Source organism: Roseibium marinum, from assembly GCF_002906165.1.
Classification (GTDB): domain Bacteria; phylum Pseudomonadota; class Alphaproteobacteria; order Rhizobiales; family Stappiaceae; genus Roseibium; species Roseibium marinum.
Map to the genome: position 1 here is coordinate 68,658 of NZ_PPCN01000013.1, position 17,454 is coordinate 86,111.

Annotated in this window: 10 protein-coding genes and 1 pseudogene; 4 read left to right on the forward strand and 7 right to left on the reverse strand. The window is 60.2% G+C overall.

Features of this window, described 5'->3' with window-relative positions:
- Positions 1-62: 62 nt before the first annotated feature.
- Together CLV41_RS23150 and CLV41_RS23155 are read right to left on the reverse strand one after the other, a co-directional pair.
- Complete coding sequence (locus CLV41_RS23150) at positions 63-1,010, reverse strand: 2-hydroxyacid dehydrogenase (protein ID WP_103224854.1); 948 nt, start codon at positions 1,008-1,010, stop codon at positions 63-65.
- Positions 1,007-1,126 (reverse strand): annotated as a pseudogene (locus CLV41_RS23155) (VOC family protein); the annotation flags it as partial. The gene CLV41_RS23150 and the pseudogene CLV41_RS23155, both read right to left, overlap by 4 nt.
- A gap of 535 nt (positions 1,127-1,661) precedes the next feature.
- Here CLV41_RS23155 and CLV41_RS23160 point away from each other — a divergent pair.
- From CLV41_RS23160 to CLV41_RS23170, 3 genes are all read left to right on the forward strand, one after another.
- Positions 1,662-2,654 carry an ABC transporter substrate-binding protein gene (locus tag CLV41_RS23160; protein WP_103224855.1) on the forward strand — a complete coding sequence of 331 codons (993 nt, stop codon included), beginning with the start codon at positions 1,662-1,664 and terminating at the stop codon, positions 2,652-2,654.
- Positions 2,655-2,732: 78 nt separating this feature from the next.
- Positions 2,733-3,617, forward strand: a complete 885-nt coding sequence (locus CLV41_RS23165; protein ID WP_103224856.1) for an ABC transporter permease — start codon at positions 2,733-2,735, stop codon at positions 3,615-3,617.
- Entirely contained in the window at positions 3,610-4,644 is a 1,035-nt protein-coding gene (locus CLV41_RS23170) for a quaternary amine ABC transporter ATP-binding protein (RefSeq protein WP_103224857.1), read from the forward strand. Before CLV41_RS23165 ends, CLV41_RS23170 begins: the two co-directional genes overlap by 8 nt.
- Positions 4,645-4,754: 110 nt before the next feature.
- On the opposite strand, the gene CLV41_RS23175 is transcribed toward CLV41_RS23170, so the two are convergent.
- From CLV41_RS23175 to CLV41_RS23185, 3 genes are all read right to left on the reverse strand, one after another.
- The gene (locus CLV41_RS23175) at positions 4,755-6,095 is read right to left on the reverse strand and encodes an HlyD family type I secretion periplasmic adaptor subunit (RefSeq protein ID WP_103224858.1); all 1,341 of its coding nucleotides are present in this window, start codon (positions 6,093-6,095) and stop codon (positions 4,755-4,757) included.
- A gap of 53 nt (positions 6,096-6,148) precedes the next feature.
- Positions 6,149-8,269: a peptidase domain-containing ABC transporter gene (locus CLV41_RS23180; RefSeq protein ID WP_170107295.1), complete on the reverse strand. Its 2,121-nt coding sequence runs from the start codon at positions 8,267-8,269 to the stop codon at positions 6,149-6,151.
- A 75-nt stretch (positions 8,270-8,344) separates the two neighbouring features.
- The gene (locus tag CLV41_RS23185; RefSeq protein ID WP_170107296.1) at positions 8,345-10,000 is read right to left on the reverse strand and encodes a peptidase domain-containing ABC transporter; all 1,656 of its coding nucleotides are present in this window, start codon (positions 9,998-10,000) and stop codon (positions 8,345-8,347) included.
- 266 nt (positions 10,001-10,266) lie between these two features.
- Here CLV41_RS23185 and CLV41_RS23190 point away from each other — a divergent pair, with 266 nt between their 5' ends.
- Positions 10,267-14,445: a cadherin domain-containing protein gene (locus tag CLV41_RS23190; RefSeq protein WP_103224861.1), complete on the forward strand. Its 4,179-nt coding sequence runs from the start codon at positions 10,267-10,269 to the stop codon at positions 14,443-14,445.
- Positions 14,446-14,490: 45 nt separating this feature from the next.
- Here the strand turns inward: CLV41_RS23190 and CLV41_RS23195 are convergent, their stop codons facing one another.
- On the reverse strand, positions 14,491-15,978 hold the full coding sequence (locus CLV41_RS23195; protein ID WP_208987693.1) for a TolC family outer membrane protein: 1,488 nt from the start codon (positions 15,976-15,978) through the stop codon (positions 14,491-14,493).
- Between the two features lie 549 nt (positions 15,979-16,527).
- Positions 16,528-17,451: a metal ABC transporter permease gene (locus tag CLV41_RS23200; protein WP_103224862.1), complete on the reverse strand. Its 924-nt coding sequence runs from the start codon at positions 17,449-17,451 to the stop codon at positions 16,528-16,530.
- Positions 17,452-17,454: the final 3 nt, after the last annotated feature.

Consider the following 17,454-nt stretch of genomic DNA (forward strand, 5'->3'; position numbering starts at 1 on the left):
AAGGTTGCCTGCCTGATACGGCGGCATCCTTGACATTATTGCGACGACTTGTCCTGAAATCCTCAGTATCCACGTTTTCTGTCGACACTGTGCGGAATCGTCCCGGAGCTGAAATAGCGCGCGATATTGCCGGCGACGATTTTGGAGGCGGTGCTTCTGGTTGTCGGCGCCGAGACATGCGGAAGCACGGTGACTTTCTCGTGCAGCCAGAGCGGATCGGAAGGGGGCAGGGGTTCCTTTTCGAACACGTCGAGCACCGCATGCGCGAGCGGTCCGTGCTCCAGGGCCGCGATCAGCGCCTGCGTGTCCAGGATCGGGCCGCGTGCGAAATTGATGAGGCAGGCACCCTGCTTGCAGGCCTGTAATTCCGCGGCGCCGATCATGCCGCGTGTCTCGCCGGTCAGCGGCATGAGGAGCACGACGATGTCCGATTGCTTCAAGACCGTGCGCAGGCCCTCCGGCCCATGGTGGCATTGAATGCCGTCCAGTGTCTTTTCGCTGCGGCTCCAACCAAGGACATTGAAACCATTGGCTCTGAGACGCCGCGCCGCGGCGCTGCCGAGATTGCCGATACCGAGAATGCCGACCGTGCGTTCCGCCGCTGGCCGGAGTTCGTGCTCGTGCCAGATCTTCCGGCGTTGCTGGGCCATGTAACGCGGCATGTCCCGGTGCAAATAAAGCGTCCAGGCGAGCACGGCCTCCGACATGGTTTCCGCCATTTGCGGGTCGGTAAGACGCACGATCAGCGGGCCGTCTTCGGGGAGCTCGGCCATCAGCCGCTCGACGCCGGCCCACAGGCTCTGGACCCAGACGAGGTTTGGAAGCGCGGCGACTTCCGCCGGGTCGGGATTAGCGACGATCGCCACTGTCGCGTCGCGGCGTTCTTCGTCCGTCAGGTCGGCGAAGGGCTTTATTTCGGCGATCCCCGCAAGGGCCGCCGGCAGGACATTGTCCCAGGCCAGCCGGTCCCCCGAAGGTGACTGCGACACAAAAGGGATGAGAGGTCTCATGCGGCGAATACTCCAGCCTGGTCGGCAAAGCCCCTGATTTCGGCCGGGTTGCCGGAAGGGTCTTCGAGAAACATGGTGCGTTGTTCGCCGGGTAGGCCTTCAAAGCGGATCATGGGTGCGACGACAAGGGTATTACCAGATCGGCGAAACTGAAACTCCGGCAAACGTTCCTCCCAAGCGATATCGTTGCCATTCAGGGATGATTGTAGAGGTTTTCGAGCAACTTCAAGAATCACTTTCCGAAAGAAAATTAGGATTGGTGACGATTACAGGCACGAAAATGTCGTTTGCAGGCATGTCCCTGAAATTAGTCATATGAATGGTATGAGAAGTGCAGCTATACTGTTGTGCTAAAGGCAGCATAATGCAATTGTATTGACCGTAACGCCCCAGGCCGGATCATAATACCCGATATGACCTTCCATCTGAATGGAGAGGTTGAGGCATGGGTGTCAGAGCAAGAACAGCGTATATGCGTCAGATGAAGGCCTTGTTGAATAAAAATAATCTCGCAGCCTTCTTGGTCAATATGCGTTCTTTGCTCGTAATACCTTTTCTTTGGATGTGCCGGGAAGTAAATACTTTTAAAGAAGTGTTTTCTCATCGTGCCCAATTCAAACTTAAGCAAACAGACTACACAGGAGTACCCTCATGAAGAAGTTGTTAGTCTCGGTCGCCGCGACCGCTCTGATCGGAATGGCATCTTCCGCCATGGCGGAAGAGTGCGGCACGGTTACCGTTGCCGAAATGAACTGGGCATCGGCCGGTGCGATCTCGCAGATCGACAAGTTGATCCTGGAAAACGGCTATGGCTGCAATGTGGAGCTGGTTACCGGCGATACCATGCCGACCTTCACCTCGATGAACGAAAAAGGCGAGCCGGACATGGCGCCGGAACTTTGGATCAACGCCGTGCGTGAACCGCTCGACGCGGCCGTTGCCGAAGGCTCCCTGATCATCGGCGGCGAGATCCTGAACGAAGGCGGTGTCGAAGGCTTCTGGGTCCCGACTTTCATCGCCGAAGAACATGACATCTATACGGTCAAGGACGCCCTGGCACATCCGGAACTGTTCCCGGGTGCGGAAGATGAAAGCAAGGGCGCTTTCTACAGCTGCCCGACCGGCTGGAACTGCCGCATCACCACCGGCAATCTGTTTCGCGCCTTCGGTTTCGACAAGGGCGGCTTTGAAATGGTCGATCCGGGTTCCGCTGCTGGCCTCGATGGCGCGCTCGCCCGTGCCAACGAGCGCAAGGAAGGCTGGCTCGGCTATTATTGGGCGCCGACCGCCATTCTCGGCAAATACGACATGACCCTGCTCGACTTCGAAACGCCGCACAACAAGGAAGAGTGGGACAATTGCACCGTGGTCGAGGATTGCCCGGATCCGAAACCGAATTCCTGGGTGAAGTCTGAAGTCTACACAGTCGTGACCAAGGATTTCGCCGAAAAGGCGGGGCCTGCGATGGACTACGTCAAAGGCCGCACCTGGGATAACCGGACGGCCGGCAAGGTTCTGGCCTGGATGACGGACAACCAGGCGAGCAACGAAGACGGCGCCTACTACTTCCTGGAAAACTTCGAGGACGTCTGGTCCAAGTGGGTCAGTCCGGAAGTTGCAGAGAAGGTAAAAGCCTCTCTGTAGCACGGCAGAAAAGACCGGGGCCGCGCCTGAGGCGCGGCCCCATCCATTAGGGGCAATAATACCATCGGGACAGATAAGATGGACTGGATAGAATTTCCCTCGCTCAGCCGGGAAAATATGCTGACAATCAAGAAAACCATCGATGGATCGTTCAAGGAATTCACCAGAGCCTACGGCGATCTGATCGACAAGTTCTTCGATCCCCTGCAGGACTTTCTGGTCTTGCTGGAACGGCTTCTGATCACCTCGCCCTGGCCCGTCGTGCTGGCGTTCTTCGCGGCTGTCGTCTTTCTGATGAGCCGGAAGGTGAGCATCACCATCGGGACCGTCGTTGCTCTTTCCCTGATCGGTGTTTTCGGGCTGTGGGAAGACACCATGCGCACCATCGCCATGGTCACGGTCTGTACCATGCTGGCAATCGTGCTCGGCATTCCCATCGGAATTTTCATGGCGCGCTCCGACCGCGTCCAGAGGCTGGTCAATCCGATATTGGACCTGATGCAGACCATGCCCAGCTTTGTCTACCTGATCCCGGTCGTCATGATTTTCGGTATCGGCAAGGTTCCAGGTCTCATCGCCGTGGTGATTTACGCCATTCCGCCGATGATCCGGCTTACCAATCTCGGCATCCGCCTGGTAGATCAGGATGTTCTCGAAGCGGCCGACGCCTTCGGGTCCAGCGGCAGCCAGAAGCTTATGAATGTTCAGCTGCCGCTCGCGCTTCCCACCATCATGGCCGGTATCAACCAGTGCATCATGATGTCGCTGTCGATGGTTGTCGTTGCCTCCATGATCGGCGTGAAGGGGCTCGGGCAGGAAGTCCTGAACGCAATCAACAATCAGTATCTGACCGCAGGGGTCCTCAGCGGCCTCGCCATTGTGTCCATTGCGATCATCTTCGATCGGGCCACACAGGCCTATGGCAAGCGCCTTCAGAAGCATTCGGAGGTGGTCCATGGGTGAAGCAACGGGCATTGAGATCAAGAATCTCTATAAAATCTTCGGCCCGAACGGCAAGGAGATGGTTCAGAAGGTCAAGGACGGCATGTCCAAGGCCGAACTGAACGAGAAGTTCAACCATGTGCTTGGTCTGAACGACATCAACATCTCCATGCCGGGTGGCAAGATCGAGGTGGTGATGGGGTTGTCCGGGTCAGGCAAGTCGACCCTGATCCGGCATATCAACCGCCTGATCGATCCGACCGACGGCGAGGTTCTCTACGGCAGCGAGGACGTCTGCAAGATGTCCCAGAAGGAACTGCGGGAATTTCGCCGGCACAAGACCGCGATGGTGTTCCAGAAGTTCGCGCTTCTGCCGCACCGCACGGTGCTCAAAAACACCGTCTACGGTCTGGAGATCCAGGGCGTACCGATGAAAGAGGCGGAAAAGCGCGCCTCACGCTGGATTTCCCGCGTCGGATTGGAAGGCTTCGAGGATCATTACCCGAACCAGTTGTCCGGCGGGATGCAGCAGCGTGTGGGGCTTGCCCGGGCGTTGACCAACGATGCCGACATTCTCCTGATGGACGAAGCCTTCTCCGCGCTCGATCCGCTGATCCGGATGGACATGCAGTCCGTGCTTCTGGACCTTCAGGAGGAACTGCACAAGACAATCGTCTTCATCACCCACGATCTGGACGAAGCCCTGCGCCTGGGCGACAAGATCGCCATTCTCAGGGACGGCGCGGTGATCCAGCAGGGGACCGGTCAGGAGATCGTTCTGAGGCCGGCGGACCAATATATCGCCGACTTCGTCAAGGAAGTGAACCGCGGACGGGTGATCCTGGTCGACACTGTCATGGACAGGACAAGGACGGTTGAAGAAGGCGGCCTGACGATCTCGAGCGGCATCATGCTGGAGGAGGCGGCCAAGACATTCGCCGAAACCGGCCTGGGCGAGGCGAGTGTCGTCAGCGGTGACGGCCGGCCGATCGGCGTCCTCAATGTGCAGGACACGATCAGCGCGATGGTGACACCGGCAACGCACTGAAGAGCCGGTTTCCAGGCTCGCCGCCCCGGCCTTGAGCCAGGACCAGCTTGAACGCAAAAGCCCCGGAGACAGCTCCGGGGCTTTTTTGTTGCCGACCTGACAACCGACAGTCAGCGCTCGGAAAAGACCGTGCGCGCGGCGCGGGTGACGGGGTTGAGAAGATACATCAGGATCGACTTGGAACCGGTGACGACCTGGGCATTGACCTGCATGCCGGGGCGCACCGGCCGCACGTTGGACCCAGAGCCGATGGTCTGGCCAGGAAAGGCCAGGGTGGCCTTGAAATAGTATTCGCCATATTCGTCCTGAAAACTGGACGCGGATATGGTCTCGACCTCAGCCGACAGCGTGCCGTAGATGTTCGGATCGTAACTCGTGATCGTTATGTCGGCCCTGTCTCCGGCGTTGATGTGGCCGATGTCCCTGGGATTGACCTTCACCTCGGCGACGAGGTTTTCGGACAGCGGCACGATTTCAGCGATCATGTCGCCCGGACCGACCACGGAGCCCCGGCCGGACTGACCGAGCGTCTTGACATAGCCCTCAACCGGCGCCCTGACGAAGAGACGGTCCTGGCGGTCCTTCAGCTTGGTGATCTCCTGTTTCAGTTCCGTGCGCTCCTGGGCGATCCTTGCCCGTTCGTCCGCGACATCCCGGTTCACTTCCGCGCCGGCCTGGGCGAGGCTTGCCCGGGCTTCGATCAGCATCTCGCGGACCTGGGCAAGATTGCCGAAGAGCTGCTCCAGCGTTACCTGGGTGCGCTGGTATTCGCTTTTGGCTTCAAGATAGCGGCGCCGGGACGTGTAGCCGTCCCGAAGGAGACCTTCCTGGATCTGGAACTTTTCCTTCTCAAGATCCACCTGCGACTTCTGGAGCTCGATCTGGGCCTCAAGGCTGGCCACTTCGGCGTGCTTCTGCGCCACGCGGGCGGTGTAGGCGTCCTGTTCGTCGGAGACCACCTGGCGGTTCGCGTTCAAGGCGGCCCGCTGCTGCGTGCTAAAGCCTTCGACCGCCGGATCAAGGCGCAAGCCAACGGAGTTCGCATTGCTGTATTCCTGGGCGAGGAGGCGCCGTTCTTCCAGTTCCAGATAGGAGAGCCGGCTCTCGATGCGGGCGAGTTCCGTCGTCGTGTCCTGTTTCTCCAGCCTGGCGATCGGATCGCCGGCTCTCACCAGTTCCCCTTCCTCGACAAGAACCTCGTTCACGATGCCGCCCTCGAGGTGCTCCACCGTCAGGATATGGCCGGCCGGCGTGATCTCGCCGATCGTGCTGGCGACTTCGCGGATCTGCCCGACCGCCGCCCAGACCAGAAGTATGAGCGTGGCGATCACAAGTCCCGTCAGGAGACGGGAGTAGAATGCCGGAGGAACGCCGTCTTCCAGTTCCAGCGGAAGGCCGACGCGGCCGTATACGGCGGAGCGGAGTGTGTCCGGATTGTCTTTTGTTGCCATTGGAATGTCCTCGGCGGTTGTCGGGTGCCGCCGGCGGGCAGCTTTCCGGTCGGCTATCGAGACTGCTGTTTCAGCACGTCGTCGAGAATCTCTGTCGGGGAACCGGCCATCGCCACCATGCCGTTCTGCATGTAGACGAGATTGTCCGCCATGCGCATGTGGCTCGGCCGGTAGGTTGTCAGCAAGACGGTCGACTTGCCTCGCACCTGTTCGATTTTATTCATCAGGAGCTTGTCGCCGTCGAAATCCAGGTTCCCGGCGGGGTCGTCCAGGACATAGATCGGGGCGGGACGCACAAAGGCTCTCGCCAGCATCAGGCGCTGCTTGACGTTGTCCGACAGCATGCTGATCAAATGGCCCGTCAGGCGGGTTTCCACGCCTTGCGGCAGCAGGTCGCCATAGGCATCGAGACCGAATTCCTCGAATGCCATGCGCACCTGACTGTTGTCCGCCTGCGGATTGGCCATGCGGAAATTCTGGGCGACTGTTCCGTAGAAGAAGTCAGCATGTTCCGGCGCATGGCCGATTGCATTGCGCCACTCGCCCGGATCCAGCTGCCGGATGTCCAGATCGTCCACCAGTATGGCGCCCATTTGCGGCCGGTAGAGGCCAAGCACGGCCCGGACCAAAGAGGTTTTGCCGCAGCCGCTGGGCCCGGTGATCGCGGTGACCGACCCCTGATTCAATTGCAGGGAAAAGTTCCGCAGGGCGGGTTCCTGCCGCGAGGGGTAGCGCAGTACGACATTGGAGAGGCGGATGGAGCCCTGGAACTGGCGGTAGAGACTGGGCAGCTTGCCGGGCTGCCGCTCCATGTCGATTTTCAGAAGGCCGTCGATGCGCTCGATCGTCTGTTGCGCCTGACCCATTTGCGACAGGCTCAGGAAGGCCTGATGCATCGGGCTGAGGGCGCGCCAGGACAGGGCCATCACAGCGATCAGGGCGCCCTGGGTCAGTTCCTGGTTCATGACCAGAATGGCGCCGATCCCGAGCACGCCGATCCCACACAGGGTCATCAGCATTTGCGACACGACCTGCATGACCTGTGACAATTGCCGGGTCTTCAGGTTTTTCAGGGCAAAATCCGCCGAGATCGCACGGTATTTCTCGACCCAGATATCGTCGGCGGAAAGCTCGCGGATTGCATTCCGCTTGGACAGGATCTCCACCGTGATGTTCTGCATGCGGGACTTGGCGTCGCCCGCCAGGTTGATCGCCATTTTCATGCGCGGAATGATGATCAGTCCGGTCAGCACATAAAGCAGCAACAGCCCCGCCGGCAGCAGCGCGAGCGGACCGCCTATGAGTGCGAGCACGATCACGAACAGCGCGGAGAACGGCAGATCGATCAGTGCGTTGGCAAGATTTCCGTGAAAGATGTCGCGAACGCCGTCAAACTGCTTCAGCCGCGTGATCTGCGTGCCGATCGGTGCGGAAGAGATAAGCGGCAGCGGCAGGTTGAGAAAGTGCCGGAAAGTCGAATTGGCCACCACCGCGTCGAGGCGGGCGCCGAGATAGGCCTGCAGGCTGGACTTGGTGCCCTTGACCATCCAGTCCATGCACAGGACGACCGCCATGCCGATCAGCAGGGTGACCAGGACCGAGACGGATTTCGCGCCAATCGCCTTGTCGTAGACATTCATGACAAAGAGCGGCAGTCCGAGGGCGAGCAGGTTCGACAGGAAGCCGACGGCCATGATTGAAACGAGTGTGCCGCGGAACTGGTGGAACAGGCGGGACGACCAGTGCCGAAAGCCGGAGCCAACCGCGTCTTCTTCCTGTTCTATCAGGTATATTTCCGCGTCCTTCAGGTCATTGAACGCAAGCGTGATCGTCCGGTGGCCCTCGCCGCTATAGGCTTGGAAACGGCCATCGCGGGCCCGGCCCAGGCCGACGAGCGTATCGGTGCCGAGTTGGACAAGGCAAGGAAACTGCTCCGCCGTGAGCTGCTTGGCCAAGCGGCGGCAAGGCGTGACCCGGAAGTTCAGGCGGGTCAGCACCGCCCGCAAGTCGAAAATACCGCAGATGCCTTCCTGGTGGGGCAAGGCTTCGAACAGATGACGTTCCATGCCGTCCCAGTCGAGCGCCTCAAGCAGCGGCAGAAGGCAGGCCTGTGCCGGTGATGCGCGTTCGATCGTGTTTTCGGCATGCTGATGAACACGGGTCTCCAGGTTCATTCGGCTTTGCGCCGGATTCACGGTCTGAAATATCGAATCGGAGTTTTCCAAAGCGGCCAGGGACATGAGGCGTTCCTAAGCTTGCTGCTGCGTGCCGGCGGGGTCGCGCCGGCGGATTTGGTAACGGGGGGCGGTGGCGGTCTTGCGGGCGGTGCTGACACGCCCGTCCTCCAGATGGAATTGCTTGTCGGCAATGGCGCGGAAGGACGGGCGGTGACTGAGAATCAACATTGTCAGCTGGCCTTTAAGCCGTTTCAGTGCCTCGACCAGCTGGGCTTCGCTCTTGTGGTCGAGCGCGCCGTTGGCGTCGTTCAGGAGCAGAATCCTGGGTTCTCCGGCCAGGGCTCGCGCAATCGCGATGCGCTGGAGCATGGATCCGGTCAGATTTTCTTCGATAGCGTTGCCGAGCGGCGTGTCATAACCAAGCGGAAGCAGGTGTATGTCCTTTTCCAGTCCGATCAGATCCGCCGCCATGCGCGCCTTTTGTGGTGTCGATCGGGAGCTGAACAGCGTCAGGTTCTGCAGGATCGTTCCGGAAAACATCTGCGCATCGTTGCCGACATAGGCGATGCGGCGGCGCAAATGGCGGTGGTCCGGTCCGTAAAGGTTGTATCCGTCAATCAGGATCTGGCCGGAGGTCGGCTCGATATCGCCGGACACAATACGCGCAAGCGTAATCCGGCCGCTGCCGTCACTGCCTTCGAAGGCGACGGTCTCACCGGCGTTGATCGTGAGTGTCAGATTGTGAACCGTAACGATGGCGTCGCGGTGAGGCTGGAAGGTCGCGTTCTGCAGCTTGATATTACCGAAGACGGCCAGATGCGGATCGCCGGTGCGCTCTTCGCGCGGCAGGTCGAAAAGGGCGTTTGCCTCGCGGAAATCGTGATTGACCCGCTGCAGGTCGGTCCAGTGGTTGATGCCGCGCAGCAGCGGTTGAACCACCTGGCCGGCCAGAAGCGTGCATGCGGCAACCGCACCGACGCTGATATAGCCGCCCATGACCAGCAGCGCACCCGTGGAAACCACGCAGACAGTGGTCAGCACCGTAAACAGGCTGGAAGCACTCCGTGCGCGGTTGTTGAGGTCGATATGGTCGTAGCCGAGGCGGGAGATTCCGGTCTGCAAGCGTTCGAAACGGCGCAGGATGACCGGCTCAAGGGCCATGGCCTTGATCGTGTTGAGGCCGGAAAGAACCTCGAAAATGAAATCGTATTTCCTTTGATCGTGCTCTGCCCGCTTCTCGATCAACCGATCGAGGCGCGCGTTGAGCTTGGCGGTGCGAAGCGCGAACAGAGCCAGAAGTGCGAGGGGGACAAACCCGATGGGGCCGCCGATGAGGAACAGAACCACGAGAAAGATAAGGCTCGCCGGCAGGTCGATCGCCAGTAGCCTGGCCTGGCCGCCGTACTGGTCGCCGAGTGACTGGAGCGATCGAAACGAGTCGAGATGCCTGGAGACCGTTGCGTCGGAACCGATGTCGGTTCTGGAATTCAGCAGGCGCCGGGTGACCTCAACATTGGCTTGATGCGTGAAGGAGGCGGCGAGCCAGCCGATCAGATAGGAACGTATCGTCTTCAAGACCGCGTCGATGACCAGAACGAACCCGAGGCCCGCGATGAGGATGACCAGTGTGTCGGTGGCCTTGTTCGGGAGGATCCTGTCGTAAACCTGCAGGATCGTGAGGGGCATGGCCAGTCCGAGGATGTTGATCAGAATGGAGGCTGTGATCACGGAGCGGGGCAGCCCGGGCGTTTTTACACGTTCGCCGGTCTCAGAAGAAATGAAATTCATCTTAGGAAGTTTAGCGTTGGAAAAAGTATCAATGATAGAAGATGTCATATTAATTGCCTCCAATTCTTGATTAAGACGCTGAATTGTTTCAAAAGCGTTTACCAAGAACATTGGAAATCTCAATTTACATCAAAGTGCGCATGTATTTCATGAAGTGAGGTTTGTTTTTATTAAGATAACGCTGCGCGTGATGAGGTCAGTTTCTAATGGAGCACGTGCAAGTCATGGCCGACACCGACACTTCAGCGAACGCGGAAAAGCCAGGCGTAACACCCTCCGGCGCAGATGCCGCGAAGAATACCGGCGGAAATGGACCCGCGCCGGCACGTGTGGATGCGCAAGCCGGCGATCCCTATCGTCCGGACAGCGGCAACGACTATTCCCTGTCGATCGAGCCGGAAGATACGGGCGAAGCGACGGTTGCCAATCTTTTTCAGGCGGTGCCGTTGGAGAATGAAGGACCCGGTTCCTCAAACGCAGATGCCGGAGGCCAGGGCGGCGACGGTACCGGCCCGGACGGTGCGGCGGCCGGCAGGCTCGGCGACGGCCCCGCTGGTGACGGTTCGGGCGGCACACTCCTGCCGGACGGCGCCACGGACGTGGTCGAGACCTCCGCTGGACTTCAAAATGGCGACGCAGGCCTTGGCGACGGAGCGGTTCCGGAAGCCCGCGGGTTGGACGCGAATTTGCCGCAGTTCGATCTGGGCGGCAACGGCATTCAGTCGGCCGGTTCCCAGGTGGGTGACGGCACCGATGGCGGCGTTCCCTCGGACGGTGGTGGTAGCGGTGGCGCACCAGGCGGGACGGCGGGTGTCGGACCGGTCAGCGATGTCGACACGGTTAGCAACACGGTGCAGGAAAATGCCGCCGGTGGAACGGTTGTCGGGGTGACGGCATTCGCCCAGGACCCGGATTCAACCGACACGGTCACCTATTCGATCACCGACGACCGGTTCGAGATCGACCCGGATACCGGTGTGATCACCGTTGCCGACGGTGCGGTGATCGACCGGGAGACGACGCCGTTGATCGACCTGGAGGTCACGGCGACGTCGAGCGACGGCACCACATCCACCGGCAGCTTCGAGATCACGGTTGGCGACGAGAACGAGTTCCCCATCGGACCGGTCAGCGATGTCGACACGGTTACCAACACGGTGCAGGAAAACGCCTCCGGTGGAACGGTTGTCGGGGTGACGGCATTCGCCCAGGACCCGGATTCAACCGACACGGTCACCTATTCGATCACCGACGACCGGTTCGAGATCGACCCGGATACCGGTGTGATCACCGTTGCCGACGGCGCGGTGATCGACCGTGAGACAACGCCGGTTATCGACCTGGAGGTCACGGCGACGTCGAGCGACGGCACCACGTCCAGCGGCAGCTTCGAGATCACGGTTGGCGACGAGAACGAATTCCCCATCGGACCGGTCAGCGATGTCGACACGGTTAGCAACACGGTGCAGGAAAACGCCGCCGGTGGAACGGTTGTCGGGGTGACGGCATTCGCCCAGGACCCGGACTCAACCGATACGGTCACATACTCGATTGCGGACGACCGGTTCGAGATCGACCCGGATACCGGTGTGATCACCGTTGCCGACGGTGCGGTGATCGACCGGGAGACGACGCCGTTGATCGACCTGGAGGTCACGGCGACGTCGAGCGACGGCACCACATCCACCGGCAGCTTCGAGATCACGGTTGGCGACGAGAACGAATTCCCCATCGGACCGGTCAGCGATGTCGACACGGTTACCAACACGGTGCAGGAAAACGCCGCCGGTGGAACGGTTGTCGGGGTGACGGCATTCGCCCAGGACCCTGACTCAACCGACACGGTCACCTATTCGATCACCGACGACCGGTTCGAGATCGACCCGGATACCGGAGTGATTACCGTCGCCGACGGTGTCAGCTTCGACCATGAAACCCTGCCGTCCGTCGATATCGAAGTCACGGCGACCTCGTCCGACGGGTCGGACTCAACCGGTATCTTCACGGTCGATATCATCGACGTCAACGAGCCGCCCGATCTGACTGTGCATCTTGAAAACGGTGCGAAGCAGTTCGCGGTCAATGGAAGCTTCGAGGTTTATGACGGATCGCTTGGAGGAACGGACGGCTCCGGCTGGTACCAGAACCCGAACACCATCGAAGGCTGGTCATATGACAATGTCGACGTGCATCAGGCCGGCCACATGAACTTCGGCGCGACCGACGGGGGCCATCACCTGGATCTCGCGGCGCTTACGAACGGCTGGGCCTCTCAGCAGATCGAAGGGCAACTGGACGGTCAGGTCTATCATCTGACCTTCGACATGAAGTCCCGTGGCGGTCCTGGTCAAAGCGTCGCCGAGGTCTATTGGAACGGTGAACTGATCGACACGATCGACCCGGCGACAACGGGCAACGGCTGGCAGACCTTCTCGTACGACATTGTCGGCGGTTCCGGCGACGGCTCCAACACTCTGTCCTATGTCGAGATCGGTTCAGACAACAATGGCGGTGCACTGATCGACAGTGTCTCCATCGTTTCCGACCACCGCACGGCTGTGGTTGAAGAATTCTACGGTGCCGAGATCGCGCCGCTGTCCGTCATTGATCCGGACGTCGGCGACAGCCACACCTTCATCGTGTCGGATGACCGGTTCGAGGTGGTCGCCTCCGATGGCATCTATCTGCTGAAGCTAAAGAGCGATCAGGCCTTCGATTATGAGACTGAAACCCAGGTCACCGTCGAGGTGACGGCAACAGACACCGGTGGGCTCTCTGACACGGAAACGGTCATCATCGATATCATCGATATCGATGAGACCAACGCGCCGGTCGGGCCGCTGAGAGACACGGACGTATCGTCGAACACCGTGGCGGAGAACGGGTCCGGCGGCACGGCCATCGGCATCACCGCCTTTGCCGACGACCCTGATGGCGGCGACACAGTCACCTACTCGATCACGGACGAGCGCTTCGAGATCGATCCGGACACCGGCGTCATCACCGTCAGGGACGGTGTCAGCTTCGACCATGAAACCCTTCCGTCCCTCGACATCGAGGTCACCGCGACCTCGTCCGACGGCTCGTCCTCGACGGGCCTCTTCACGGTCGATGTCACCGATGTCAACGAGGCGCCGGTTCTGGCTTTCGATCCCGCAATGGGCCCGGGTGTGGAGGTGACCATGACCTTCATCGAGGAACACGCGGGCTACGGCAACGTTTTTGGTGTCTACTACGGAAATGCCAACGGCGATCCGGTCGGCGGCGAGATCGTCTGGGTGGACCAGAACCGGCTCTCCCCCGGGGACACGGCAACCGTCTATCTGGAAGGTGTGGAGGCCGGGGACGTCGGCTATTTCCTCATCCCGGACGGCGGCAATACCAACAAGGGCCTCACGAGCGGCGACAAGGTGTCGTTTCTGAAAGACGGGGACGGCAACTGGCAGGCGGTTCTGACCGACGGGACCTTGCTGGCCGGCCGGGACGCCAACGTGGTTTTCTCGGGCGACGGTACACTCAATCCGGACGGCTACGACTACACCGCCCAGAGTGGCATTACCATCGGCTTCGAAGATATCGCCGGGGGTGGTGACCAGGACTTTGACGACCTGGTCTTCGACCAGACCCTGTCCGAAAGCAACGCCGATGCCTCGATTTACGAGGAAGAGGCCGGCGCCGAAGTCGGCACGCTTACAGCGGCCGACCCGGATCTCGGTGACGTGCAAAGCTTCTCGGTCTCCGACGACCGCTTCGAGGTAATTGCCCGGAATGGGGAATTCGTTCTGAAACTCAAGGACGATGTGGCAATCGACCATGAGAACGAAGACAGCATCACCCTGGATGTTACGGCGACCGACAGCGGCGGCCTTACCGATACACAGACCATCACGCTGGATATCGTCGATACGGATGACGGCAGGGGCAGCGAATACGGCACCCCCCACGGAGAAACCATGGCCGGCGACCGCGGGGGGAACACCCTTTTCGGTCGCGGTGGGGACGACATCCTCCTCGGCCAGGGCGGCAATGACCGTCTTTACGGAGAAGCCGGGGACGATGTGCTGCGCGGTGGTACCGGCAACGATCACATGTCAGGTGGGGACGGGTCGGACGTGTTCGCCTATATGCTCGGCGACGGCAACGACCAGATTTACGGAGGAGCCGGTCTCAACTGGATCGACATTGTCGATCTCGGCAATGCAGCGGACGGAGCCGCGCTCGGCTCCTACGGCTCGGACTGGTCGGTCACCATGACCGAGGGCACGATCGAGAGTATCGATGCGTTCGGCGGCGAAATCACCCTGTCGCAGGATGCCGACGGCTATATCGAACTCGCCGACGGCGCCCGGATCGACTTCACCGATCTGGAGAGCATCCAGTACTGAGGCTGTACCCTTGAGCCGCCTTTGCCGTGTCCGTTGACGACCGCGTTACCTTAGCGGCAGGGACGGTCTGGTTTCGAGCAGGACCGGTTCGCTCGTGGCCACCTCGATCATGCCTGCCGGGAATACGTCGTTTTCCGTCGGGCCCAGCCGCAGATCCCAGGTATTGAACTCCGGCACGATACGCGGGACCGGCGCAGGCCGCTCTTCGATGATCGAAAAATGCTGCGGCGCGAGGCGGCCGATATTGGCCAGGAGGAAGAAGTCGGCTATGCGGGAATCGTAACGCGCCCGGATATGGTCGACCTGGCTTAGGAGCAGTTCCCGCTCGCCGTCCAGCACGTCAAGCAAGGATCTCTGGCCGCTGTCGAATTCCACCAGCAGACCCTTGACCGCGCGGCGGTTGGCGTCGATGGCCCGCTTGCCGGCCTCGGCCCGCAAGCGTGAGGCGGTCCGCTGCTTCATTGCCCGGGTCACGTTTTCGCGAATGATCTGCTGCGTGTCGTCGAGTTCGTATTCGACCTGCGCCGCGGTGAATCTGGCCCGCTTGACGGCAGCGATGTTGCGCCCGCCGGTCAAGATCGGGGCGGTGACCCGGACCCCGACCCGGAAGTCCTCGTCATCCCGGTTGCCGAGATTGCCGCGATAGCCGTTTTGCCATTCGCTTTCGAGGGTTACGCGAGGCAGCATGTCGCCTGTGGCAGCTCTCGCGGCATAGCGGGCCGCCCGCGCGTCCGCAATCGCTGCCCTGATGGAGGGATTGTTCTGAAAGGCGGTGGTGAGGGCGTCGTCCAGCCCTGCCGGTTCGATCGCCTTCGGAATCGCGGGCCAACCCAGGTTGGCGGGTTTTTGTCCGGTCAGGCGGGTATAGAGTGCCTCGGAGGCTTCGAGGTCGCCGACGGCCTGATCGGAATTACCCTGCGCCTCCGCCAGTCGGGCCAGGGCCTGCTCGATGTCGGTACGGGTGGCATCGCCCGACTTGTATCGGGCTCGGGCAGCGTTGACCTCGCGCTGGACGACGCTGCTATAGGCCTTCAGGCGGTTGAGGATGGCACGGTCCCGGACTACGCGAAGATAGGCATCGGCGGTGTTGAACATGAGCGTCTGTTCGGCGCCGATCAGCTGGTTGCGTCCGGAAGCTGCTTCCTCATGCGCCTGGTTAAGGCGGTTGACGCCGGCGAAACCCTGGAACAGCGTCTGCGACATGGCGACGCCGAGTTCGTGAAAGAAGGCGCGATCGCTGGTGCCGCCACGGGTCTTGAAAGCGTTGTGCTCGCCAAGATAATTGCCGGTGACAGTCGGCAGAAACTCGGACCTGGCCGTCCAGATACCCTGGTTGGTTGCCTCGTATTTGGAACGTTCCGCCTTGAGAGCCGGGTTGACCGCATAGGCCGCCGCCATGGCTTCCTCAAGAGATTGCCCGGTAGCAGGCGCGCCGGCAACGAAAAAGCCGAGCAGCGAGGCCCCCGCCAGAATGCTGGAAAGATGTTTCCGCGTCATGTGCATCAGCTTGGTCGGGGCAAGGAAAATTTTCATTGCGGCACCTGTTTGTTGTGTGCGCGTAAGGTAAATTTTTAGAGTTAATCAAAGGTAAGTCTTGAGAATAATTTCTAATTAATACTTTTAATGAGTTGAGATATTGAAATAATTATTGGATTTCTCTAATGTTACTGTTATTTATTACAAGGTTCAAATCAACTATACTTAAGTACAAGCACGGACCTGCTCGACTTCCGGTGCCCTGCAAGCTGCCCTGTTTCTTTTTGATTTGCGCCGGAAGCGGATGTTTTCCAAACAGAAAACCCCGAATCCCGAACCTCGCGACCGGGGGGAAGTTCACGCGCGCTCGCGGCGATGAGATGTGCTGTCCAGAGCGCAGAAGCACCCACAAGCGCGGATCGCCAGATGAGGCGTATAGGCTGGCCTCACGATGTGCCTTTGAAAGAATAATAAAGAGAAAATCGCTTCCGCTCAGTCACACAACAACCGTCGGCAAGCATGACTAATATCGTTATGAGTGAATGTCGCTGTGACTGAATTTTTGTTGCACAGCATTGGTGTGATTGCGGAGACTGTCTGGATTTCTCAGTGTCCGCTGGCGGTTACATTCGATCTTGCCGGCGCGTAAAGGCAGGCAACCCCCAGAACAAGACCCGAGACGGTTGCGATCATTCCGGCGGCGCTGACCGCGTTGGAGCTTCCCAGCCAGAGCGGCCCGTAGCCGGCCAGAACATAGCCGGCAACGGCCGAACCCGCGCCGAAGAAAATGCTCCACAGGATCTGGTGTTCCAGCCGGTTGGTCATGAGGCGGGCCGTTGCCGGCGGGCAGATGAACATGGCGATAACGATGATCGAGCCTACGGCGTCGAAGGCGGCGACCGCCGCCACGGCCGAGACGATGACGAGAGCGAAGCCGATGGTCTTGACCGGAATGCCGATGGAGTTCGCGTAGCCCTCATCGAATGTGGAGATCTTGAGGGCCCGCCAGAAAACGGCTGTCAGCAGGGCAATGACAAGGGTTGTCACCGCCATGCGCGTCAATTCGGGAGGCAGGTCGGCCAGGGCGGCGGGATCCCACAGGGAGGTCCAGCCGGTCGCCGACAGCCAGATCAGGCTTTCCAGATTGCCGTAAAGGGCATGTTCGACATCCAGATGCACCGAACTGGTGTCGGTCTGTTCCAGAAGCAGAACCCCGGCGGCGAAGAGCGTGGTGAAGGTCACCCCCATGGCGGCGCCGGTCTCGATGCGGCCGAGCCGGCGGATGGTTTCGATCATGACCACGGCGATCACCGCCGCTCCCGCCGCGCCGAGCATCATCGGCCAGGTCGAGATGGTTCCGGTTAACAGAAAGGCCGCCACAATGCCGGGCAACACGACATGAGAAATGGCATCGCCGATCAGGGCCTGCTTGCGCAGCAGAAGGAAGTTGCCCGGCATCGCGCAGGCAATCGCCGCAAGGACGCCGATCAGGATCGGGGTGAGGCTCAACTGAACGAATTCCGCGCCCATTCC